General features: G+C 61.1%; 14 protein-coding genes, 1 tRNA gene and 1 riboswitch. Of the genes, 9 read left to right on the top strand and 6 right to left on the bottom strand.

What is annotated here, in order from left to right:
* Positions 1–13 precede the first annotated feature (13 nt).
* Genes pstB through phoB form a run of 3 tightly spaced genes read left to right on the top strand, consistent with a single transcriptional unit; the run spans position 14 to position 2,307 of the window.
* A complete protein-coding gene (gene pstB, locus ACLBKR_RS00640; protein WP_112827770.1) occupies positions 14–829 on the top strand; it encodes a phosphate ABC transporter ATP-binding protein PstB in 816 nt (271 codons plus the stop codon).
* Positions 830–877: 48 nt separating this feature from the next.
* On the top strand, positions 878–1,591 hold the full coding sequence (gene phoU / locus ACLBKR_RS00645) for a phosphate signaling complex protein PhoU (RefSeq protein ID WP_112827771.1): 714 nt from the start codon (positions 878–880) through the stop codon (positions 1,589–1,591).
* A 32-nt stretch (positions 1,592–1,623) separates the two neighbouring features.
* Positions 1,624–2,307: a phosphate regulon transcriptional regulator PhoB gene (phoB, locus tag ACLBKR_RS00650; RefSeq protein WP_112827844.1), complete on the top strand. Its 684-nt coding sequence runs from the start codon at positions 1,624–1,626 to the stop codon at positions 2,305–2,307.
* Between the two features lie 102 nt (positions 2,308–2,409).
* Here the strand turns inward: phoB and ACLBKR_RS00655 are convergent, their stop codons facing one another.
* Complete coding sequence (locus ACLBKR_RS00655; protein WP_113446923.1) at positions 2,410–2,934, bottom strand: GcrA family cell cycle regulator; 525 nt, start codon at positions 2,932–2,934, stop codon at positions 2,410–2,412.
* Positions 2,935–3,373: 439 nt separating this feature from the next.
* On the opposite strand from ACLBKR_RS00655, the gene ACLBKR_RS00660 reads away from it, so the two are divergent.
* The 3 genes from ACLBKR_RS00660 (at position 3,374) to ACLBKR_RS00670 (ending at position 6,635) form a co-directional block, all read left to right on the top strand.
* On the top strand, positions 3,374–4,576 hold the full coding sequence (locus ACLBKR_RS00660) for an aspartate aminotransferase family protein (protein WP_113486047.1): 1,203 nt from the start codon (positions 3,374–3,376) through the stop codon (positions 4,574–4,576).
* A gap of 12 nt (positions 4,577–4,588) precedes the next feature.
* Positions 4,589–5,506 (top strand): ornithine carbamoyltransferase, encoded by a 918-nt coding sequence (gene argF / locus ACLBKR_RS00665; RefSeq protein WP_113338337.1) that lies wholly within the window; start codon positions 4,589–4,591, stop codon positions 5,504–5,506.
* Between the two features lie 139 nt (positions 5,507–5,645).
* Positions 5,646–6,635 (top strand): Hsp33 family molecular chaperone, encoded by a 990-nt coding sequence (locus tag ACLBKR_RS00670; RefSeq protein WP_113486049.1) that lies wholly within the window; start codon positions 5,646–5,648, stop codon positions 6,633–6,635.
* A gap of 28 nt (positions 6,636–6,663) precedes the next feature.
* Here the strand turns inward: ACLBKR_RS00670 and apaG are convergent, their stop codons facing one another.
* Together apaG and ACLBKR_RS00680 are read right to left on the bottom strand one after the other, a co-directional pair.
* Positions 6,664–7,056 (bottom strand): Co2+/Mg2+ efflux protein ApaG, encoded by a 393-nt coding sequence (gene apaG / locus ACLBKR_RS00675; RefSeq protein ID WP_112827776.1) that lies wholly within the window; start codon positions 7,054–7,056, stop codon positions 6,664–6,666.
* A 205-nt stretch (positions 7,057–7,261) separates the two neighbouring features.
* Complete coding sequence (locus tag ACLBKR_RS00680; RefSeq protein ID WP_113437202.1) at positions 7,262–8,446, bottom strand: O-succinylhomoserine sulfhydrylase; 1,185 nt, start codon at positions 8,444–8,446, stop codon at positions 7,262–7,264.
* A 43-nt stretch (positions 8,447–8,489) separates the two neighbouring features.
* Positions 8,490–8,568: riboswitch (SAM riboswitch) on the bottom strand.
* Between the two features lie 73 nt (positions 8,569–8,641).
* On the opposite strand from ACLBKR_RS00680, the gene ACLBKR_RS00685 reads away from it, so the two are divergent.
* Positions 8,642–9,739: a 2'-deoxycytidine 5'-triphosphate deaminase gene (locus ACLBKR_RS00685; protein WP_112827778.1), complete on the top strand. Its 1,098-nt coding sequence runs from the start codon at positions 8,642–8,644 to the stop codon at positions 9,737–9,739.
* Here ACLBKR_RS00685 and ACLBKR_RS00690 read toward each other — a convergent pair.
* The gene (locus ACLBKR_RS00690; protein WP_113338334.1) at positions 9,713–10,522 is read right to left on the bottom strand and encodes an ion transporter; all 810 of its coding nucleotides are present in this window, start codon (positions 10,520–10,522) and stop codon (positions 9,713–9,715) included. The two genes, ACLBKR_RS00685 and ACLBKR_RS00690, sit on opposite strands and share 27 nt — an antisense overlap.
* 167 nt (positions 10,523–10,689) lie before the next feature.
* Between ACLBKR_RS00690 and ACLBKR_RS00695 the strand changes: the two genes are divergently transcribed.
* Positions 10,690–10,763, top strand: a tRNA-Gly gene (locus ACLBKR_RS00695).
* Between the two features lie 17 nt (positions 10,764–10,780).
* Here ACLBKR_RS00695 and ACLBKR_RS00700 read toward each other — a convergent pair.
* Positions 10,781–12,001 carry an MFS transporter gene (locus ACLBKR_RS00700; protein WP_113338333.1) on the bottom strand — a complete coding sequence of 407 codons (1,221 nt, stop codon included), beginning with the start codon at positions 11,999–12,001 and terminating at the stop codon, positions 10,781–10,783.
* A gap of 73 nt (positions 12,002–12,074) precedes the next feature.
* Positions 12,075–13,976: a glycosyltransferase family 2 protein gene (locus ACLBKR_RS00705; RefSeq protein ID WP_414900262.1), complete on the bottom strand. Its 1,902-nt coding sequence runs from the start codon at positions 13,974–13,976 to the stop codon at positions 12,075–12,077.
* Between the two features lie 130 nt (positions 13,977–14,106).
* Here ACLBKR_RS00705 and ACLBKR_RS00710 point away from each other — a divergent pair, with 130 nt between their 5' ends.
* Positions 14,107–14,982, top strand: coding sequence for a transporter substrate-binding domain-containing protein (locus ACLBKR_RS00710; RefSeq protein ID WP_113486051.1), 876 nt, complete (start codon positions 14,107–14,109; stop codon positions 14,980–14,982).
* Positions 14,983–15,007: the final 25 nt, after the last annotated feature.

A 15,007-nucleotide genomic window follows, 5' to 3' on the forward strand; every position in this document is an offset into this window, starting at 1 on the left:
AGGGAGAAGAGACATGAACATGATGTCGGAATCAGCAGTTGAAAAGGCGCTGGATCAGAAAATGAGCGATGTGAACTACAAGATGATTGGCAAGGACGTCTCGGTTTACTACGGCGAGAAGCGCGCGCTTTTCGACGTGAACCTGAACGTTCGCGAGCATACGGTAACCGCGCTCATCGGCCCTTCGGGCTGCGGTAAGTCGACCTTCCTCAGGACGCTCAACCGCATGAATGACACGATCGACGGTTGCCGGGTCACCGGCAAGATCACGCTCGACGAGATGGACATCTACGATCCGTCCATCGATGTGGTCGAACTGCGCGCGCGCGTTGGCATGGTTTTCCAGAAGCCGAACCCGTTCCCGAAGTCGATCTACGAGAACATTTCCTACGGCCCGCGCATCCATGGTCTCGCCAAGTCGAAGGCCGATCTCGACCAGATCGTCGAGACCAGCCTTCAGAAGGCCGGCCTCTGGAACGAGGTGAAGGACCGCCTCCATGAGTCTGGCACCGGTCTCTCCGGCGGCCAGCAGCAGCGCCTGTGCATTGCCCGTGCAGTCGCCGTCAGCCCGGAAGTCATCCTGATGGACGAGCCTTGCTCGGCACTCGATCCGATCGCGACCGCCAAGGTCGAGGAACTGATCCACGAGCTCAGAACCAACTTCACGATTGTCATCGTGACGCACTCCATGCAGCAGGCGGCCCGCGTTTCCCAGCGCACGGCGATGTTCCACCTCGGTCTGCTGGTCGAGGAAAACGATACCGACAAGATGTTCACCAATCCGGACGATCAGCGCACGCAGGACTACATCATGGGCCGCTTCGGCTGATGTCGCCGCATCCGGTGATCGATCTTCCATTTCAAGGATACCAAGAACATGTCTTCATCGCATATCTACTCGGCCTATGACGAGGAACTGAAATACCTGATGCGCCGCATCTCCGAGATGGGTGGGCTTGCCGAACAGATGGTGGGCGACAGCATTCGCGCGCTTGTCAATTCCGATGCCGCCCTTGCCCAGAAGGTCATCTCCGACGACGTCATCATGGATGCCGCCGAGCGCGAGATCGGCGACAAGGCGATCGTCACCATCGCCCGCCGCCAGCCGGTTGCAGCTGATCTTCGCGAGATCATCGGCGCGCTCAAGATTGCCAATGACCTGGAGCGGGTCGGCGATCTCGGCAAGAGCAACGCCAAGCGCGTCATGGCCGTTCAGGCCACCGGCGTTCCGCGCAAGCTCGCCCGCGGCATCGAGCATCTGTCGGAGCTTGCGCTCGTGCAGCTCAAGGAAGTGCTCGACGTCTACACGACACGCTCGGCCGAAAAGGCCAAGTCGATCCGTGATCGCGACGAGGAGATCGACGCCATCTATACCTCGCTCTTCCGCGAGCTTCTGACCTACATGATGGAAGATCCGCGCAACATCACCAGCTGCACGCATCTTCTGTTTTGCGCCAAGAACATCGAGCGCATCGGCGACCATGCCACCAATATCGCTGAGACGATCTACTACATGGCGACGGGCGCTCAGCCGGAAGGCGAGCGCCCGAAGGAAGACCTGACGGCTACCGTCGGCGCCATCGCCGAGTGAGCCGTCGGTCCTGAGAGAGGTAGTTGAAGTCGATGTTGCCCAAGATTGCTGTCGTTGAGGACGAAGAAGCACTGAGCGTGCTTCTTCGTTACAATCTCGAGGCTGAAGGTTACGAGGTCGAGACCATCCTGCGTGGCGATGAAGCGGAGTTGAGGCTGCAGGAGCGGGTTCCCGACCTGCTCATCCTCGACTGGATGCTGCCCGGTGTCTCGGGCATCGAGCTTTGCCGCCGGTTGCGTATGCGGCCGGAGACGGAACGTCTGCCGATCATCATGCTGACGGCCCGCGGCGAAGAAAGCGAGCGCGTGCGCGGTCTGGCGACCGGGGCGGATGACTATGTCGTCAAGCCGTTCTCGACCCCGGAACTGATGGCGCGTGTCAAGGCCATGCTGCGCCGCGCACGTCCGGAGGTCCTCTCCAGTGTCTTGCGTTGCGGCGATATCGAACTGGACCGCGAGACCCATCGGGTTCATCGCAAGAGCCGCGAAGTCCGGCTTGGGCCGACCGAATTCCGTCTGCTGGAGTTCCTGATGGCTTCCCCCGGGCGCGTTTTCTCGCGTTCCCAGCTTCTGGACGGCGTCTGGGGCCACGACATCTATGTCGACGAACGCACGGTCGACGTGCATGTGGGTCGCCTTCGCAAGGCTCTCAACTTCTCGAATATGCAGGATGTGATCCGCACCGTGCGCGGCGCGGGATATTCCATGGAAGCCTGATTGGGTTTTTCCAGGATCACATTGCGGATACGTTGTGACAGACAAAAAACGGGCCGAAAGGCCCGTTTTTACATTTCCGGTTTTGTCCGAAGACGCCGGACTTTATCGAGCCGACCTACGCCTGTCGCCAATCGGCTGGTAGGCGAGCTTGGCGTGATAGTTGCAATAAGGGGAATTATCGGACGACTCGCAGCCGCAGAAATGGAAATCGTCCTTCATAGGATCGCCGATCGGCCACTTGCAGGTGCGTTCCGTGAGTTCCGTCAGCGCCAGACGCCGGGAAATCGGCACGACCACGTTGCTCGCCGGAGCGATATCGATTTCCTCGATGCCTTCGATCTCGATTTCTTCCTTGAGCATGTTGGCGCCGGCAGGCCGCGCAACGGTGCGGGTGGTGACGCGCGGCGCATAGTTCTGGGCGCGGGGCGGCGTCGCCGTGCGCTTTGCCGTCCGCGTCGTCGCGACGCTGCCGCCGGCCTTGGCGCGGCCCGGGAGGCTGAGGCGGTGAACTTTGCCGATAACGGCATTGCGGCTCACTCCGCCAAGTTGCGCGGCAATCTGGCTCGCGCTCAAGCCTTCGGCCCAAAGCCGCTTCAGCTTTTCTACTCGCTCATCCGTCCAGTTCATGCCATTTTCTCCGCCGGTCGCAATTCGTGCTGGCAGAATCCCTCGCCGTTGCTTCGGAAAATTCCGAAACAAAACTGCCTCGATACTGTCGGTGACTAATTCCGCCGCATGCAATTTCTTTATTGGTTCTTAACCTAGTGTGAGGCTGACTCCGTGACAAGAGTCGGCGGAATCATCGGGAATCGATTTCGAAGTTTTCCCCAACTTGCTACCGAGGCGCGATCATGTTCGCCCATGCGCCGCTTGGCTCTGTCCCTCGACTCCGAGTGGCGAAAATTCCGCTTTTCCGCGGTGTTTCGTTGACAGGGAGGGGCGAAATGACGATAGTGCAGCCGCCGCCGCAAGGCGGCATTTTTGATTTTTTGGACCCGGCGGAACAGGGGTTCCGGTGCGGTCCGCACCCGAAAAGACAAAAGCTCTTCGAAAGGAGTCTTTCGCTATGGCCGAGGCCTCTCCGCTTTATCAGACTTACATGCGCGCTCCGCTGCGTTTCGAGCGAGGCGAGGGCGTGTGGCTGATTACGGAAAACGGAGAGCGATATCTCGATTTCGCAGCGGGTGTCGCCGTGAATTCGCTGGGCCACGCCCACCCTCATCTCGTCGGCGCATTGCGTGAGCAGGCCGATAAGGTCTGGCATCTTTCGAACCTCTATGAGATCCCAGGCCAGGAAAAGCTCGGCAAGCGCCTGACCGAGGCGACCTTTGCCGACCGGGTGTTTTTCACCAATTCCGGTGCAGAGGCGCTTGAATGCGCCATCAAGACGGCCCGCCGCTATCAGTTCTCCAAGGGACATGGCGAGCGGTTCCACATCATCACTTTTGAAGGCGCCTTCCATGGCCGCACGCTGGCGACGATTGCCGCTGGCGGCCAGGCGAAATATCTCGAAGGCTTCGGCCCCAAGGCGCCGGGTTTCGATCAGGTGCCTTTCGGCGATCTGGAAGCTGTGAAGGCGGCGATTACTGACGAAACGGCAGCCATCCTCATCGAGCCCGTTCAGGGCGAGGGCGGCATCCGCACCGCGCCTGCCGGTTTCCTGCGGGAACTGCGCAAGATCTGCGATGACAACGGTCTTCTCCTGATCTTCGACGAGGTCCAGTGCGGGATCGGCCGTACAGGCAAGCTGTTCGCCTACGAATGGACGGGTATCACGCCTGACATCATGGCCGTGGCCAAGGGCATTGGCGGCGGGTTTCCGCTCGGCGCCTGCCTTGCGACAGAAGACGCTGCCTCGGGCATGAAGGCCGGCACCCATGGCTCCACCTATGGCGGCAATCCGCTTGCCATGGCAGTCGGCAATGCCGTGCTCGATGTCGTCCTCGCCGACGGTTTTCTCGAACATGTGCGCGACGTTGCGCTCGTCTTCCGCCAGGGTCTTGCCGAGCTCAAGGACCGGTTCCCCGGTGTCATCGAGGAGATACGCGGCGAAGGCCTTATGCTCGGCATCAAGGCGAAGGTGCCTTCCGCGGAGCTGCTGCAGGCGATGCGCGACGAGCATATCCTCGGCGTACCGGCGGGCGATAACGTCATCCGCCTTCTGCCGCCGCTTGTCGTCACGGCCGAGGATGCCAGGGAGGGGCTGAACCGCATCGGCCTTGCGGCGGAAAAGGTTCAGACGACACTCGACACGACTGCCCGGATTTAAACAGGTAACAGCATGGCCGCTCCCAAGCATTTTCTCGATCTTTCGGCAGTCAATTCTTCCGACCTTCGGCAGATTCTCGAAGACGCCAAAACCCGCAAGCAGGCCACGAAGGCCGGTACGGCTGACAAGCCGCTGGCCGGCAAGATGCTGGCAATGATTTTCGAAAAGCCGTCCACCCGCACGCGCGTATCCTTCGATGTGGGCATGCGCCAGCTCGGCGGCGAAACGCTGTTCCTGTCCGGAACCGAGATGCAGCTTGGCCGTGCCGAAACCATCGGCGACACAGCCAAGGTTCTCTCGCGCTACGTCGATGCCATCATGATCCGCACGACCGATCATTCCCGGTTGCTGGAAATGGCGGAGCATGCAACCGTTCCCGTCATCAACGCGCTGACGGACAGCACGCATCCCTGCCAGATCATGGCGGATGTCATGACCTTCGAGGAGCATCGCGGCCCGATCAAGGGCAAGACCATTGCCTGGACGGGCGATGGCAACAACGTGCTTCATTCCCTGGTCGAAGGCGCCGCCCGCTTCGGTTACCGCATGAACATGGCGGTGCCGCTCGGTTCCGAGCCCGACGACAAGTTCCTGAACTGGGCCCGCAACAATGGCGGCGAGATCATGTTGTGCCATGAGGCCGAACGGGCCGTCGACGGAGCCGACGCGGTTATCACCGACACGTGGGTGTCGATGAACCAGGAGCACAAGGCGCGTGGGCACAACGTCTTCCAGCCCTTCCAGGTCAATTCGTCGCTGATGAAGCGCGCTTCGGCTGATGCGCTGTTCATGCATTGCCTGCCTGCCCATCGCGGCGAGGAGGTGACCGACGATGTGATCGACGGGCCGCAATCCGTGGTGTTCGATGAAGCGGAAAACCGTCTCCATGCCCAGAAGGCGATCCTTGCCTGGTGTCTTGGCGCCATCTGAGTACATGACGTGCCGGAGCGTTGTTTAACGGGATTGTGCCGGCCATTCGCTTGACCTTGTTGTGCAACGACCCCATTTGTGCGGAAAATGGGGCTTTCGCCCCGCATCTTTATGCGCCTCGGCGCCAGGAGTTCATGACATGCAAAGCAGGCCTGCCGAACTCGGCGAATTCGGTTTCGCCGGAGACGACCGCGTTGTCCCCTTCCAGGTGGAGGGGCTCGATGTGCGCGGCCGAGCCGTACAGCTCGGTCCCTTGCTCAACACCATTCTCGGACGGCACGACTATCCGCAGCCCGTGGCGCAGTTGCTTGCGGAGGCGATCGTCCTGACGGTTCTGATTGGAACCTCCCTCAAGTTTGAGGGCAAGTTCATCGTCCAGACGAAGAGTGATGGCCCGGTCGATCTGCTCGTCGCCGATTTCTCGACGCCGGAGAACCTGCGTGCCTATGCGCGGTTCAATGAAGAAGCACTGGCGGAAGCCATTGCCGCCGGCCGCACCTCGCCGCAGGAGCTTCTCGGGACGGGCGTTCTGGCCTTTACCATCGACCAGGGCAGTTTCATGCAGCCCTATCAGGGCATCGTGCCGCTGGACGGGGCCTCGCTTGAAGATATAGCCGGCGTTTATTTCCGCCAGTCGGAGCAGATCCCGACCCGCGTGCGTCTCGGCGTGGCCGAACTGTTCGATCGCGATGGGGAAGGGCGTCCGCGCCGCGGCTGGCGGGCCGGCGGCCTGATTGCGCAATTCCTTCCCGAAGCGCCGGAGCGAATGCGTCAACCGGACCTGCACGGTGGCGACGGCGATAACGGCGAACGGGCATTCTCCGAAGACGATTCCTGGTCGGAAGCCCGCATGCTGGTCGAGACGATCGATGCGGACGAACTCACCGATCCGCAGGTCGGGATCGAACGCCTGTTGTTCCGCCTGTTCCACGAGCGCGGCGTTCGGGTCTACGAGCCGCAGGCTGTCTATGATCGCTGCAGTTGTTCGCGTGAAAAGGTAAAAGGCGTGCTGAAGGGATTTTCCGAAGACGAGATCGCCTCCAGCTCTGAAGATGGCAAGATCAGCGTCACCTGCGAGTTCTGCTCGACAGTGTATCACTATGAGGCGGAAGAGGTTCGCGACGCCTGAGGAGACCGCTCTGCGGCCTGTTCAGAGGTCAGTTAAGGATGCGCTGCATGCCCGGTGCGTCGAGCGAGAAGGCGGGGATGGCGACGTCGAATTCGTCGCCGTCGTCCGTTTCCATCCGATAGTGGCCGAACATCATGCCGGATGGAGTGTCCAGCGGGCAGCCCGAGGAATACTCGTAGGTGTCGCCGGGCCGCAGACGCGGCTGTTCGCCGATCACGCCCGGTCCGCTGACCTCGTCGACCTGACCGTTCTGGTCGGTGATGTGCCAATAGCGATGGGTAAGCCGGACAGGCACCTTGGAATGATTGGCGATCACGATCCGGTAGCCCCAGACATAGCGGCTGTCATCCGGATCGGATTGCTCCTCCAGATAGTATGGCTCGACGCAGACCTCTATATCTCGTGTCAGGGCGCGATACATGCACCAGACCTTCTTAATGCCTCACTTACCATAGCTTACAGCAAGCGGCCCGGCTCTGGAATTCAATAATGCCGGAAAGGTTACCGGCTGCCTTGGGTAACGTCGTTAACGCTAATGGTTGCGCGGTGAAACCGTTCCGGGCGAATATGCTGGAACCGCCCGGAAGTGCCGCGTCGGCGGCCTTTTGGCCGCCGGGCTTGATGCCTCAGGCGGGTACCGACTTCAGCGCGCGGGCGAAATCTTCGAGAAGGTCGTCCGTGTCCTCGATGCCGCAGGAAAGACGCAGGGTGCCGCCGGAAATCCCGAGTTCGGCACGAGCCTCCTCGGTCAGGTTCTTGTGGGTAGTGGTGGCCGGATGGGTAATCAGGCTCTTGGCGTCGCCCAGATTGTTGGAGATCTTCACGACCTCAAGGGCATTCTGGAGCGCGAACGCGGCAGCCTTGCCGCCTTTGAGTTCAAGTGCGACAAGCGTCGAGCCACCCTTCATCTGCTTGGCGACGATATCGGCCTGCGGGTGATCGGCCCGACCCGGATAGATGACCTTGGCGATCTGCTTCTGCTCGGCCAGGAAATCGGCGATGCGCGCAGCGTTGCGGGCCTGCTGGCCGATACGCAGCGGCAGCGTCTCGACGGCCTTCAGCAGCGTCCAGGCGTTGAACGGCGACATGGACGGGCCGGTGTGGCGGAAATAGTCCTGGAAGTTCTCCTCGATCCATTCCTTGCTCGAAAGTACAACGCCGCCGAGGCAGCGCCCCTGTCCGTCGATATGCTTGGTCGCCGAATAGACGACGACATGAGCGCCGAGTTCGAGCGGCTTCTGGAACAGCGGCGTTGCAAAGACGTTGTCGACAACGACCTTCGCGCCGATCTGGTTGGCAAGCTTTGCCACCCCGGCAATGTCGACCACTTCGAGCGTCGGGTTGGTTGGGCTTTCGAGGAACATGACCTTGGTATTGGGACGGATCGCCTTTTCCCAGTTTTCCAGGAAGCGTCCGTCGACGAGCGTGCATTCGATGCCGTATTTGGGGGCGAGCGTTTCGACCACCCAGCGGCAGGACCCGAACAGGGCGCGCGCGGCAACGATATGGTCGCCTGCCTTCAACTGGCAGAGGATGGCGCCGGCGACGGCGGCCATGCCGGAAGCGGTGGCGCGGGCTTCCTCGGCGCCTTCGAGCAGGCACATGCGCTTTTCGAACATGTCGTTGGTCGGGCTGCCGTAGCGGGCATAGATGAAGCCGTCATCCTCGCCCTTGAAGCGGGCTTCCGCCGCCTCCGCCGTTTCGTAGACGAAGCCCTGGGTGAGATAGATCGCCTCTGAGGTTTCGCCGAACTGTGAACGGAGGGTTCCGCCATGCACCAGCTGTGTTGCCGGACGCCAGTTCTTGCTCATGCCATGCGCCTTTCAAAACAAAAAAACCGGTCGCAGGAAGCAGACCGGTTTCACCCCGGTCTCTTTAGCCATTTGTTTAACGTGGCTGCAAGCCGACCGGCCAAATCACCACGGGATAAGGCTGCATTACGCCTATCTCGGGCTTGCGTCAATTCCTTGAGTTTGGTTTTGTCGGCTCCGAAAAGGATGGGCAGAATGATGAGGAATTCGGGGATTTTGGCCGACCGTGCCATCGGCGCACTGTTCGGAGAAGGCCGGTTGAAGAGCGAGGTCATGCTCGACCACGACCAGATCCAGCCGGCGAGCCTCGATTTGCGTCTAGGCTCAAAGGCCATGCGTGTGCGTGCGAGCTTCATGCCGGGTCGCGCCCATACGGTTGCCGAAAAGCTCGAACGGTTGACGCTCCATGAGATCGACCTGAGTGAGGGAGCCGTTCTCGAGACTGGGTGCGTCTATATCGTACCCCTGATGGAAAGCCTCGACCTGCCGGAAGAAATCTCGGCGTCGGCGAACCCGAAAAGCTCGACCGGCCGGCTCGATATCTTTACCCGCGTGATGGTCGATCATGCCCAGGAGTTCGACAAGGTGCCTGCGGGTTACCGGGGACAGCTTTATCTGGAAATCAGCCCGCGGACGTTCCCGATCATTGTCCGGCGCGGCTCTCGCCTCTCCCAGATCCGCTTCCGCGTCGGGCATGCCCTGCTCAACGAGAAGGATCTGCTGGACCTGCACGCAGCCGAGACCCTTGTGGCGAGCGATGCTCCCAACGTTTCCGGCGGTGGCATCGCGCTCTCCATCGACCTAAGGGGTTCGGGCAGCGACGGATTGATCGGCTATCGCGGTAAGCATCATACCGCCGTCATCGATGTCGACCGCAAGGACGCACACGACATTCTGGATTTCTGGGAACCGCTCTACAGTCGTGGCGGCAACGAGTTGATCCTCGACCCGGACGAATTCTACATCCTCGTTTCGAACGAGGCGGTTCATGTCCCGCCGCTCTATGCGGCCGAGATGACACCCTATGATCCGCTGGTGGGAGAATTCCGCGTGCATTATGCCGGCTTCTTCGATCCCGGCTTCGGTCATGCGGCGGCCGGCGGTTCGGGCAGCCGGGCGGTGCTCGAGGTGCGCAGCCATGAAGTGCCCTTCATCCTCGAACATGGCCAGGTGATCGGCCGACTGGTGTATGAGCACATGCAGGAACACCCGCAGGGCCTTTATGGCGCCGGCGTCGGTTCGAACTATCAGGCCCAGGGCCTCAAGCTATCCAAGCACTTCCGCCGGGGTTGACCGTCCCTCGGCGCGTATCATGGCCACCTCGCGGCGAAGCGCCCGCAACTCGTCGAGGATCTGCCTTTGCTCTTCAGCCATCTTGTCCTGCGCATGCTGTGTCGGGATCTCGTGTTCGGCCTGCATCGAGGACACGATAATGCCGATGAACAGGTTGAGCACGGTAAATGATGTCGCGACGATGAACGGGATAAAGAACACCCAGGCAAGCGGGTGCAGCGCCATGACCGGTCGAACCACCTCGCTCGTCCATCCCTCGAGTGTCATCACCTGAAACAGTGTGAAGGCGGAGGTGGCGATCGAGCCGAAGAGATCGGGAAAATCCGCAGCAAACAGCTTTGTGGCCGCGACGGACGAGACATAGAAGACGAGGCCGAGCAGCAGGAAGATCGATCCCATGCCGGGAAGGGCGGAAAAAAGCCCGCCCACGACCCTGCGCATCGACGGAACCGCGGAGATCAACCGGAAGATCCGGATTACCCTCAGCGCGCGCAGGATGGAAATGCTCTCCGTCGCGGGGACAATCGAAATGGCGATGACGCCAAGATCGAAGATGCGCCACGGCTCGCGAAAGAAATCCCGGCGATAGACCAGAAGCTTTGCCACGAGTTCGAGCACGAAAAGGCCGAGCAGGAACTGATCCGCCCAATGCAGAAAATGACCGAAACGCGCCATCAGTTCGGGCGAGGTTTCAAGCCCGAGTGTCAGCGCATTGGCAAGGACCAGCGCGGTGATGGCGGATTCGAAGGCGTGGGACTCGATGAGCCGGCGCAAGGCATTCATGATGAAACCGTAGCAACAGAAAAGAGAGAATATCCGAAGCGCATCTTGGCGGCCCGAGGTTAATATCTTCCCTTGGAAATGATCTGTAGGGCACCCCGCGCGTTCGTCTCGTCCGCGGCTTTCACTCTTGACATGACGCTGTAACTGTTGGAACTGTGCGGGCCGTTGCGGGTGTAGCTCAATGGTAGAGCAGCAGCTTCCCAAGCTGAATACGAGGGTTCGATTCCCTTCACCCGCTCCAGCTTTCCCGATTGTGCTTCATGTCTCGTTTTTGTGGCTCATGCCTATCCGCTCCCTGAGCGGCAACAGGCCGGCAAGCGTTAGAAGTGTGAAGATTGCCCCGCCGATGAAGGTGCCGGTTGGGCCCATGCCGTCCCAGATCGCGCCGGCGATCACGCTTGCAAGAAGCAGCGCCAGACCCGTCACCAGGTTGAACATGCCAAAGGCAGTCCCCCGCAACGTCGGTGGCGCCGTATCTGCGACCAGCGTCGACAGCAGGCCCTGCGTGAAGCCCATGTGCAGACCCCAGAGTGTTGCCCCCAATGCAAGGCCGGCAACGCCTGGAGCAAAAGCAAGCACAAGATCGGCGGCAAGCAGCAGGAGAAGCCCGCTCGCAAGCAGCGACAGCCGGTTCATCCGGTCAGAGAGTGCACCGACAGGATAGGCCGACAGGAAGTAGGCGACATTCATGACCACCATGATTGACGGCACAAGGGCGATGGATACGCCGATATCCTGTGCCTTGAGCACGAGGAAGGCTTCGCTGAAGCGCGCCAGCGTGAAAGCCGAGCCGACGATCACCACCCACCAATAGGTCGCTCCGAGCTTGGCGAGTTCCTTGCGGCTGAGCGGTGCACGCACCTTGTGCTGGCCGTCACCGCGCTTCGGGTCCTCGACCGCAAAAACGGCCAATCCCGCGGAAAGAAAGGCCGGAACCACGGCGATCCAGAAAACGAGCGTGAAATTTTCGGAGAAGAGCGCCATGAAAAGTATAGCAAGCAGGGGGCCGAGCAGAGCGCCCGCGGTATCCAGCGATTGCCGGAGGCCGAAGGCTGCACCGCGCAGGTCGGGCGGCGTTATGTCGGTAATCAAAGCATCGCGCGGCGCCCCGCGAATACCCTTGCCGATGCGGTCGATGAAGCGGGCCGCTACGAGAAAGCCGATGTGAGGCGCGAGCGGAAAGATCGGCTTGGTCAGGGCCGCGATCCCGTAGCCCAGCGCCACGAGCAGTTTTCTCTTGCCGAGCCAGTCGCTCAGGGCGCCGGAGAAGACCTTGGTGATCGCAGCGGTCGCTTCCGCGATGCCTTCGATAATACCGACCGCGAGTGTCGATGTGCCGAGAACGCCGACCATGTAAAGCGGCAGTAGCGCATGGATCATTTCCGAGGAGATGTCCATGAAGAAGGAAACAAAGCCGATGGTCCAGATGCTGCGCGGCACTCTGCGCCAGGCAGCAATTGCCGTCCTCTTGTCACCCATCGTCCGAAGCTCCGGTTGGTCCGACGCATTGAGGGCGGCGGTGGCGAAGATGTTCGGGATTCGGCCGCTGCCGTCAAGCGGGCTCGGGGCTCGTCTCGCCGGATGGCAGAGCCGCTGCCTGCGGCGATTGAGCTGCGATCGGTTGGTGCGGTGTCTTGTTCCAGAAGAATGGGCGAGAGCGGAGCTCGAACACCGCGCGCCATGCGGCGACGGAGGTCATGACCCAGTAAAACGGAACGCCGGCCCAGCGACGTCCGATCCGCTTCTTCTCATGCTCGGTCATCGCGGCAGCCCCAAGCGCAAGGAAGGCCGCATAGCTGCCGAAGATGTTGATGAAGTCGATCGAGAAGAGCACCGCCTGCAGCAGGCCGATGTTTTCCGCCGGGCTTTGCATCATCGCAATGGCCGATGAAGCGAGGAAAAAGATGATGGCGGGGTGGGCGAGCGAGGAGATGAGCATGCCGCCCACCATCAGTTGGACCACGAGAAAGGCGATGATGCCCATCTCCCGTGCCGTCCTCACCGGCTCGCGCATCAGCACCAGCCAGGTCTGCAGCCAGCCCTTGAACCAGCGGGTTCGCTGGCCGAGCCAGACAAGCGTTGTGGTCGGCGCATCCTCCAGCGTCTGGCGGCGCATGGTTTGCGAGCGATAGCCCTGCCGATAGAGGCGCATGCCGAGATCGGCATCCTCCGTGACGTTGAAAGGGTCCCATGCGCCGACTTCGATAAGCGGGCGGGTGCGGAAATGGTTGGAGGTGCCGCCGAGCGGCAACGGCATCCGGTAGCGGGAGAGAACGGGCAGCAATCGCCGGAAGAGTGCCGAATATTCAAGCGCGAACAACGCGCTCATGTAGGATTGTTCGATGTTGGTGATGATGAGCGGGGCCTGCAGGCAGGCGACTTCCGGTGGCGCCGCCAGGAACCTCGCATGGGCTTCCCGCAACTGGCCGGGATGTGGCCGGTCCTCGGCGTCGTATACGGCGACATAGGCGCCCCGTGCGCCGGCAAGCGCATAGGTTAGTGCCTTCGGTTTAGTGCGGGGCGCCATGGGCGGAACTTCGACGATCTCGATGTGCGGACCGGGCGCAAGTGCCCGGATTGCCGAAATCGTTGCCGCGTCGTCGGCCTCGCATACCAGCTTGATATCGAGCCGGGACCGCGGCCAGTCGAGACGATCAAGCGCAGCCAGAAGCTGCGGCACGACATCCTGTTCCCTGTAGAGCGCGACAAGAACCGTGTAGACGGGCAAATCGCCATCCTCCCGGTTCACGGGCAGATGGCTTTTCGGACGATTACCATGGAAGAGAGCGGCAAGACGAAGCTGTAGTGCCGCGAGATAGAGCAGGGACAGAACGATATGGGTCGTCAGCACGGCCTCTTCCGGGAGAAGCAGGAAGAACGCAATGGCAAGGCTGAGCAGGGTGCCGGAGAAAAAGCCCTGCCGTCCCGTCATGACGATGCGAGCCGAATGCCGGGGGTGCTGTTCGAAAAGGTGATTGACGCTTCGCTCCACCCGCCGCTCCGCACCGGCTCTCCAGGCGGCCGCCCGGATTGCCGAAGGCGTCGCGATCGCCAGCGCATTTCGAAGTGCGGGAAAACGCTGAAGCCGTTCGATCAGGTGGTCTATGCGCTTGGCTTCCGGAGCGATCAACGTGACAGGCGGGCGGCTCGCATCGTGCAGGCGGATCGTGCAGGGCCGTTTCAACTGGCTGTCGAGCCCCCGGTGATCGACGACTGCCGTCTCGGGAATGGTCTCGACGAAGGGCAGCCGCAATAGCCTGGCCATGGCTTCGTAATAGGCCTCTTCGCGCACGTGACCGCTGGTCAGCAGTTCCCGCTCGATCGTCGTGCCGTTCGCAATGGCCGCGCGGCCCATGCGCGCGATCAGCGGCTTTGCGAAGCCCAGTGATTTCAGGATCAACGCTTCGGCCTGCAGCGAGGACAGATTTCCCGAACCGCCATCCGTCGTTGCCATATTTTCGGATTTTTCACGCAATGCCGCTGTGGCGGCCGCGTGCTCCGGACTGCCGTATTCCCCGATCTGCATGACTCTGTTACATCGTCATACGTGATGACGCCCCACATACCCCTGGATCGGCATGATAATGAAACACTCCACGTTTTCATCCCCGGATTTCAGGGGGTTGCAGCTTATAATTGCATATCTTCTGGCGGTTCTTTCCACATTTTTCGTTCCCGGCACGGCTCGCGCCGATGACATGCCGGTCATGTTCGACGTGCGCGAGCGGCTGGTACGGCCGGATCTTTCGACGCTGCTGCGGTTGCGCTTTCTCACAACCACGGATTTTCCACCGTTCAATTTCACCGACCAGACCGGCCGGCTCGCAGGCTTCCATGTGGAGTTGGCGCGCGCCATCTGTATTGAGCTTGGCATCGAGAACAAGTGTCAGATTCAGGCCTTGCCCTATGCCGAGCTTGAAACGGCGTTAAACGTCGGACAGGGGGAAGCGATCATCGCCGGGGTCGCGGTGACGGAGGAGATGCGCAGGCGCTTTGCATTCACCCGGCCGTTCATGATGCTGCCGGCGCGGTTCGTTCGCAACAGACAGGCGGAGCTTGCGGGGCAGGATGCCCGCGCCTTGTTCGGCCGCCCCGTCGGTGTCATGAGCAATACGGCCCATGAGGCCATGCTCAAGGCCTTCTTTCCCGATATTCGCGCGGTTGGGTTCACTGACCGGGCTGCGATGCTGGAGGAACTGAAGCAGCGCAAGATTGATGCCGTTTTCGCCGACGGCCTTCAGCTCTCGTTCTGGGCATCGGGTGAGGCCTCCGCCGGCTGCTGCACCCTGTTCGACGGGCCTTATGTGTCGGAACGTTTTCTCGGCGAAGGCCTGACGGTCATGGTGCGCAAGCAGGACGCGAACCTCGCGCAGGCGCTGGACAGCGCACTCGCAGCCCTGTCGCACGATGGCCGGCTGGAGGAAATCTACCTGCGGTATTTTCCCTACGGACTGTTCTGAAACGGCGTCTCGGCCACCGGTGCCA

The organism is Paenirhizobium cremeum (assembly GCF_047553425.1).
Lineage (GTDB): Bacteria > Pseudomonadota > Alphaproteobacteria > Rhizobiales > Rhizobiaceae > Allorhizobium > Allorhizobium cremeum.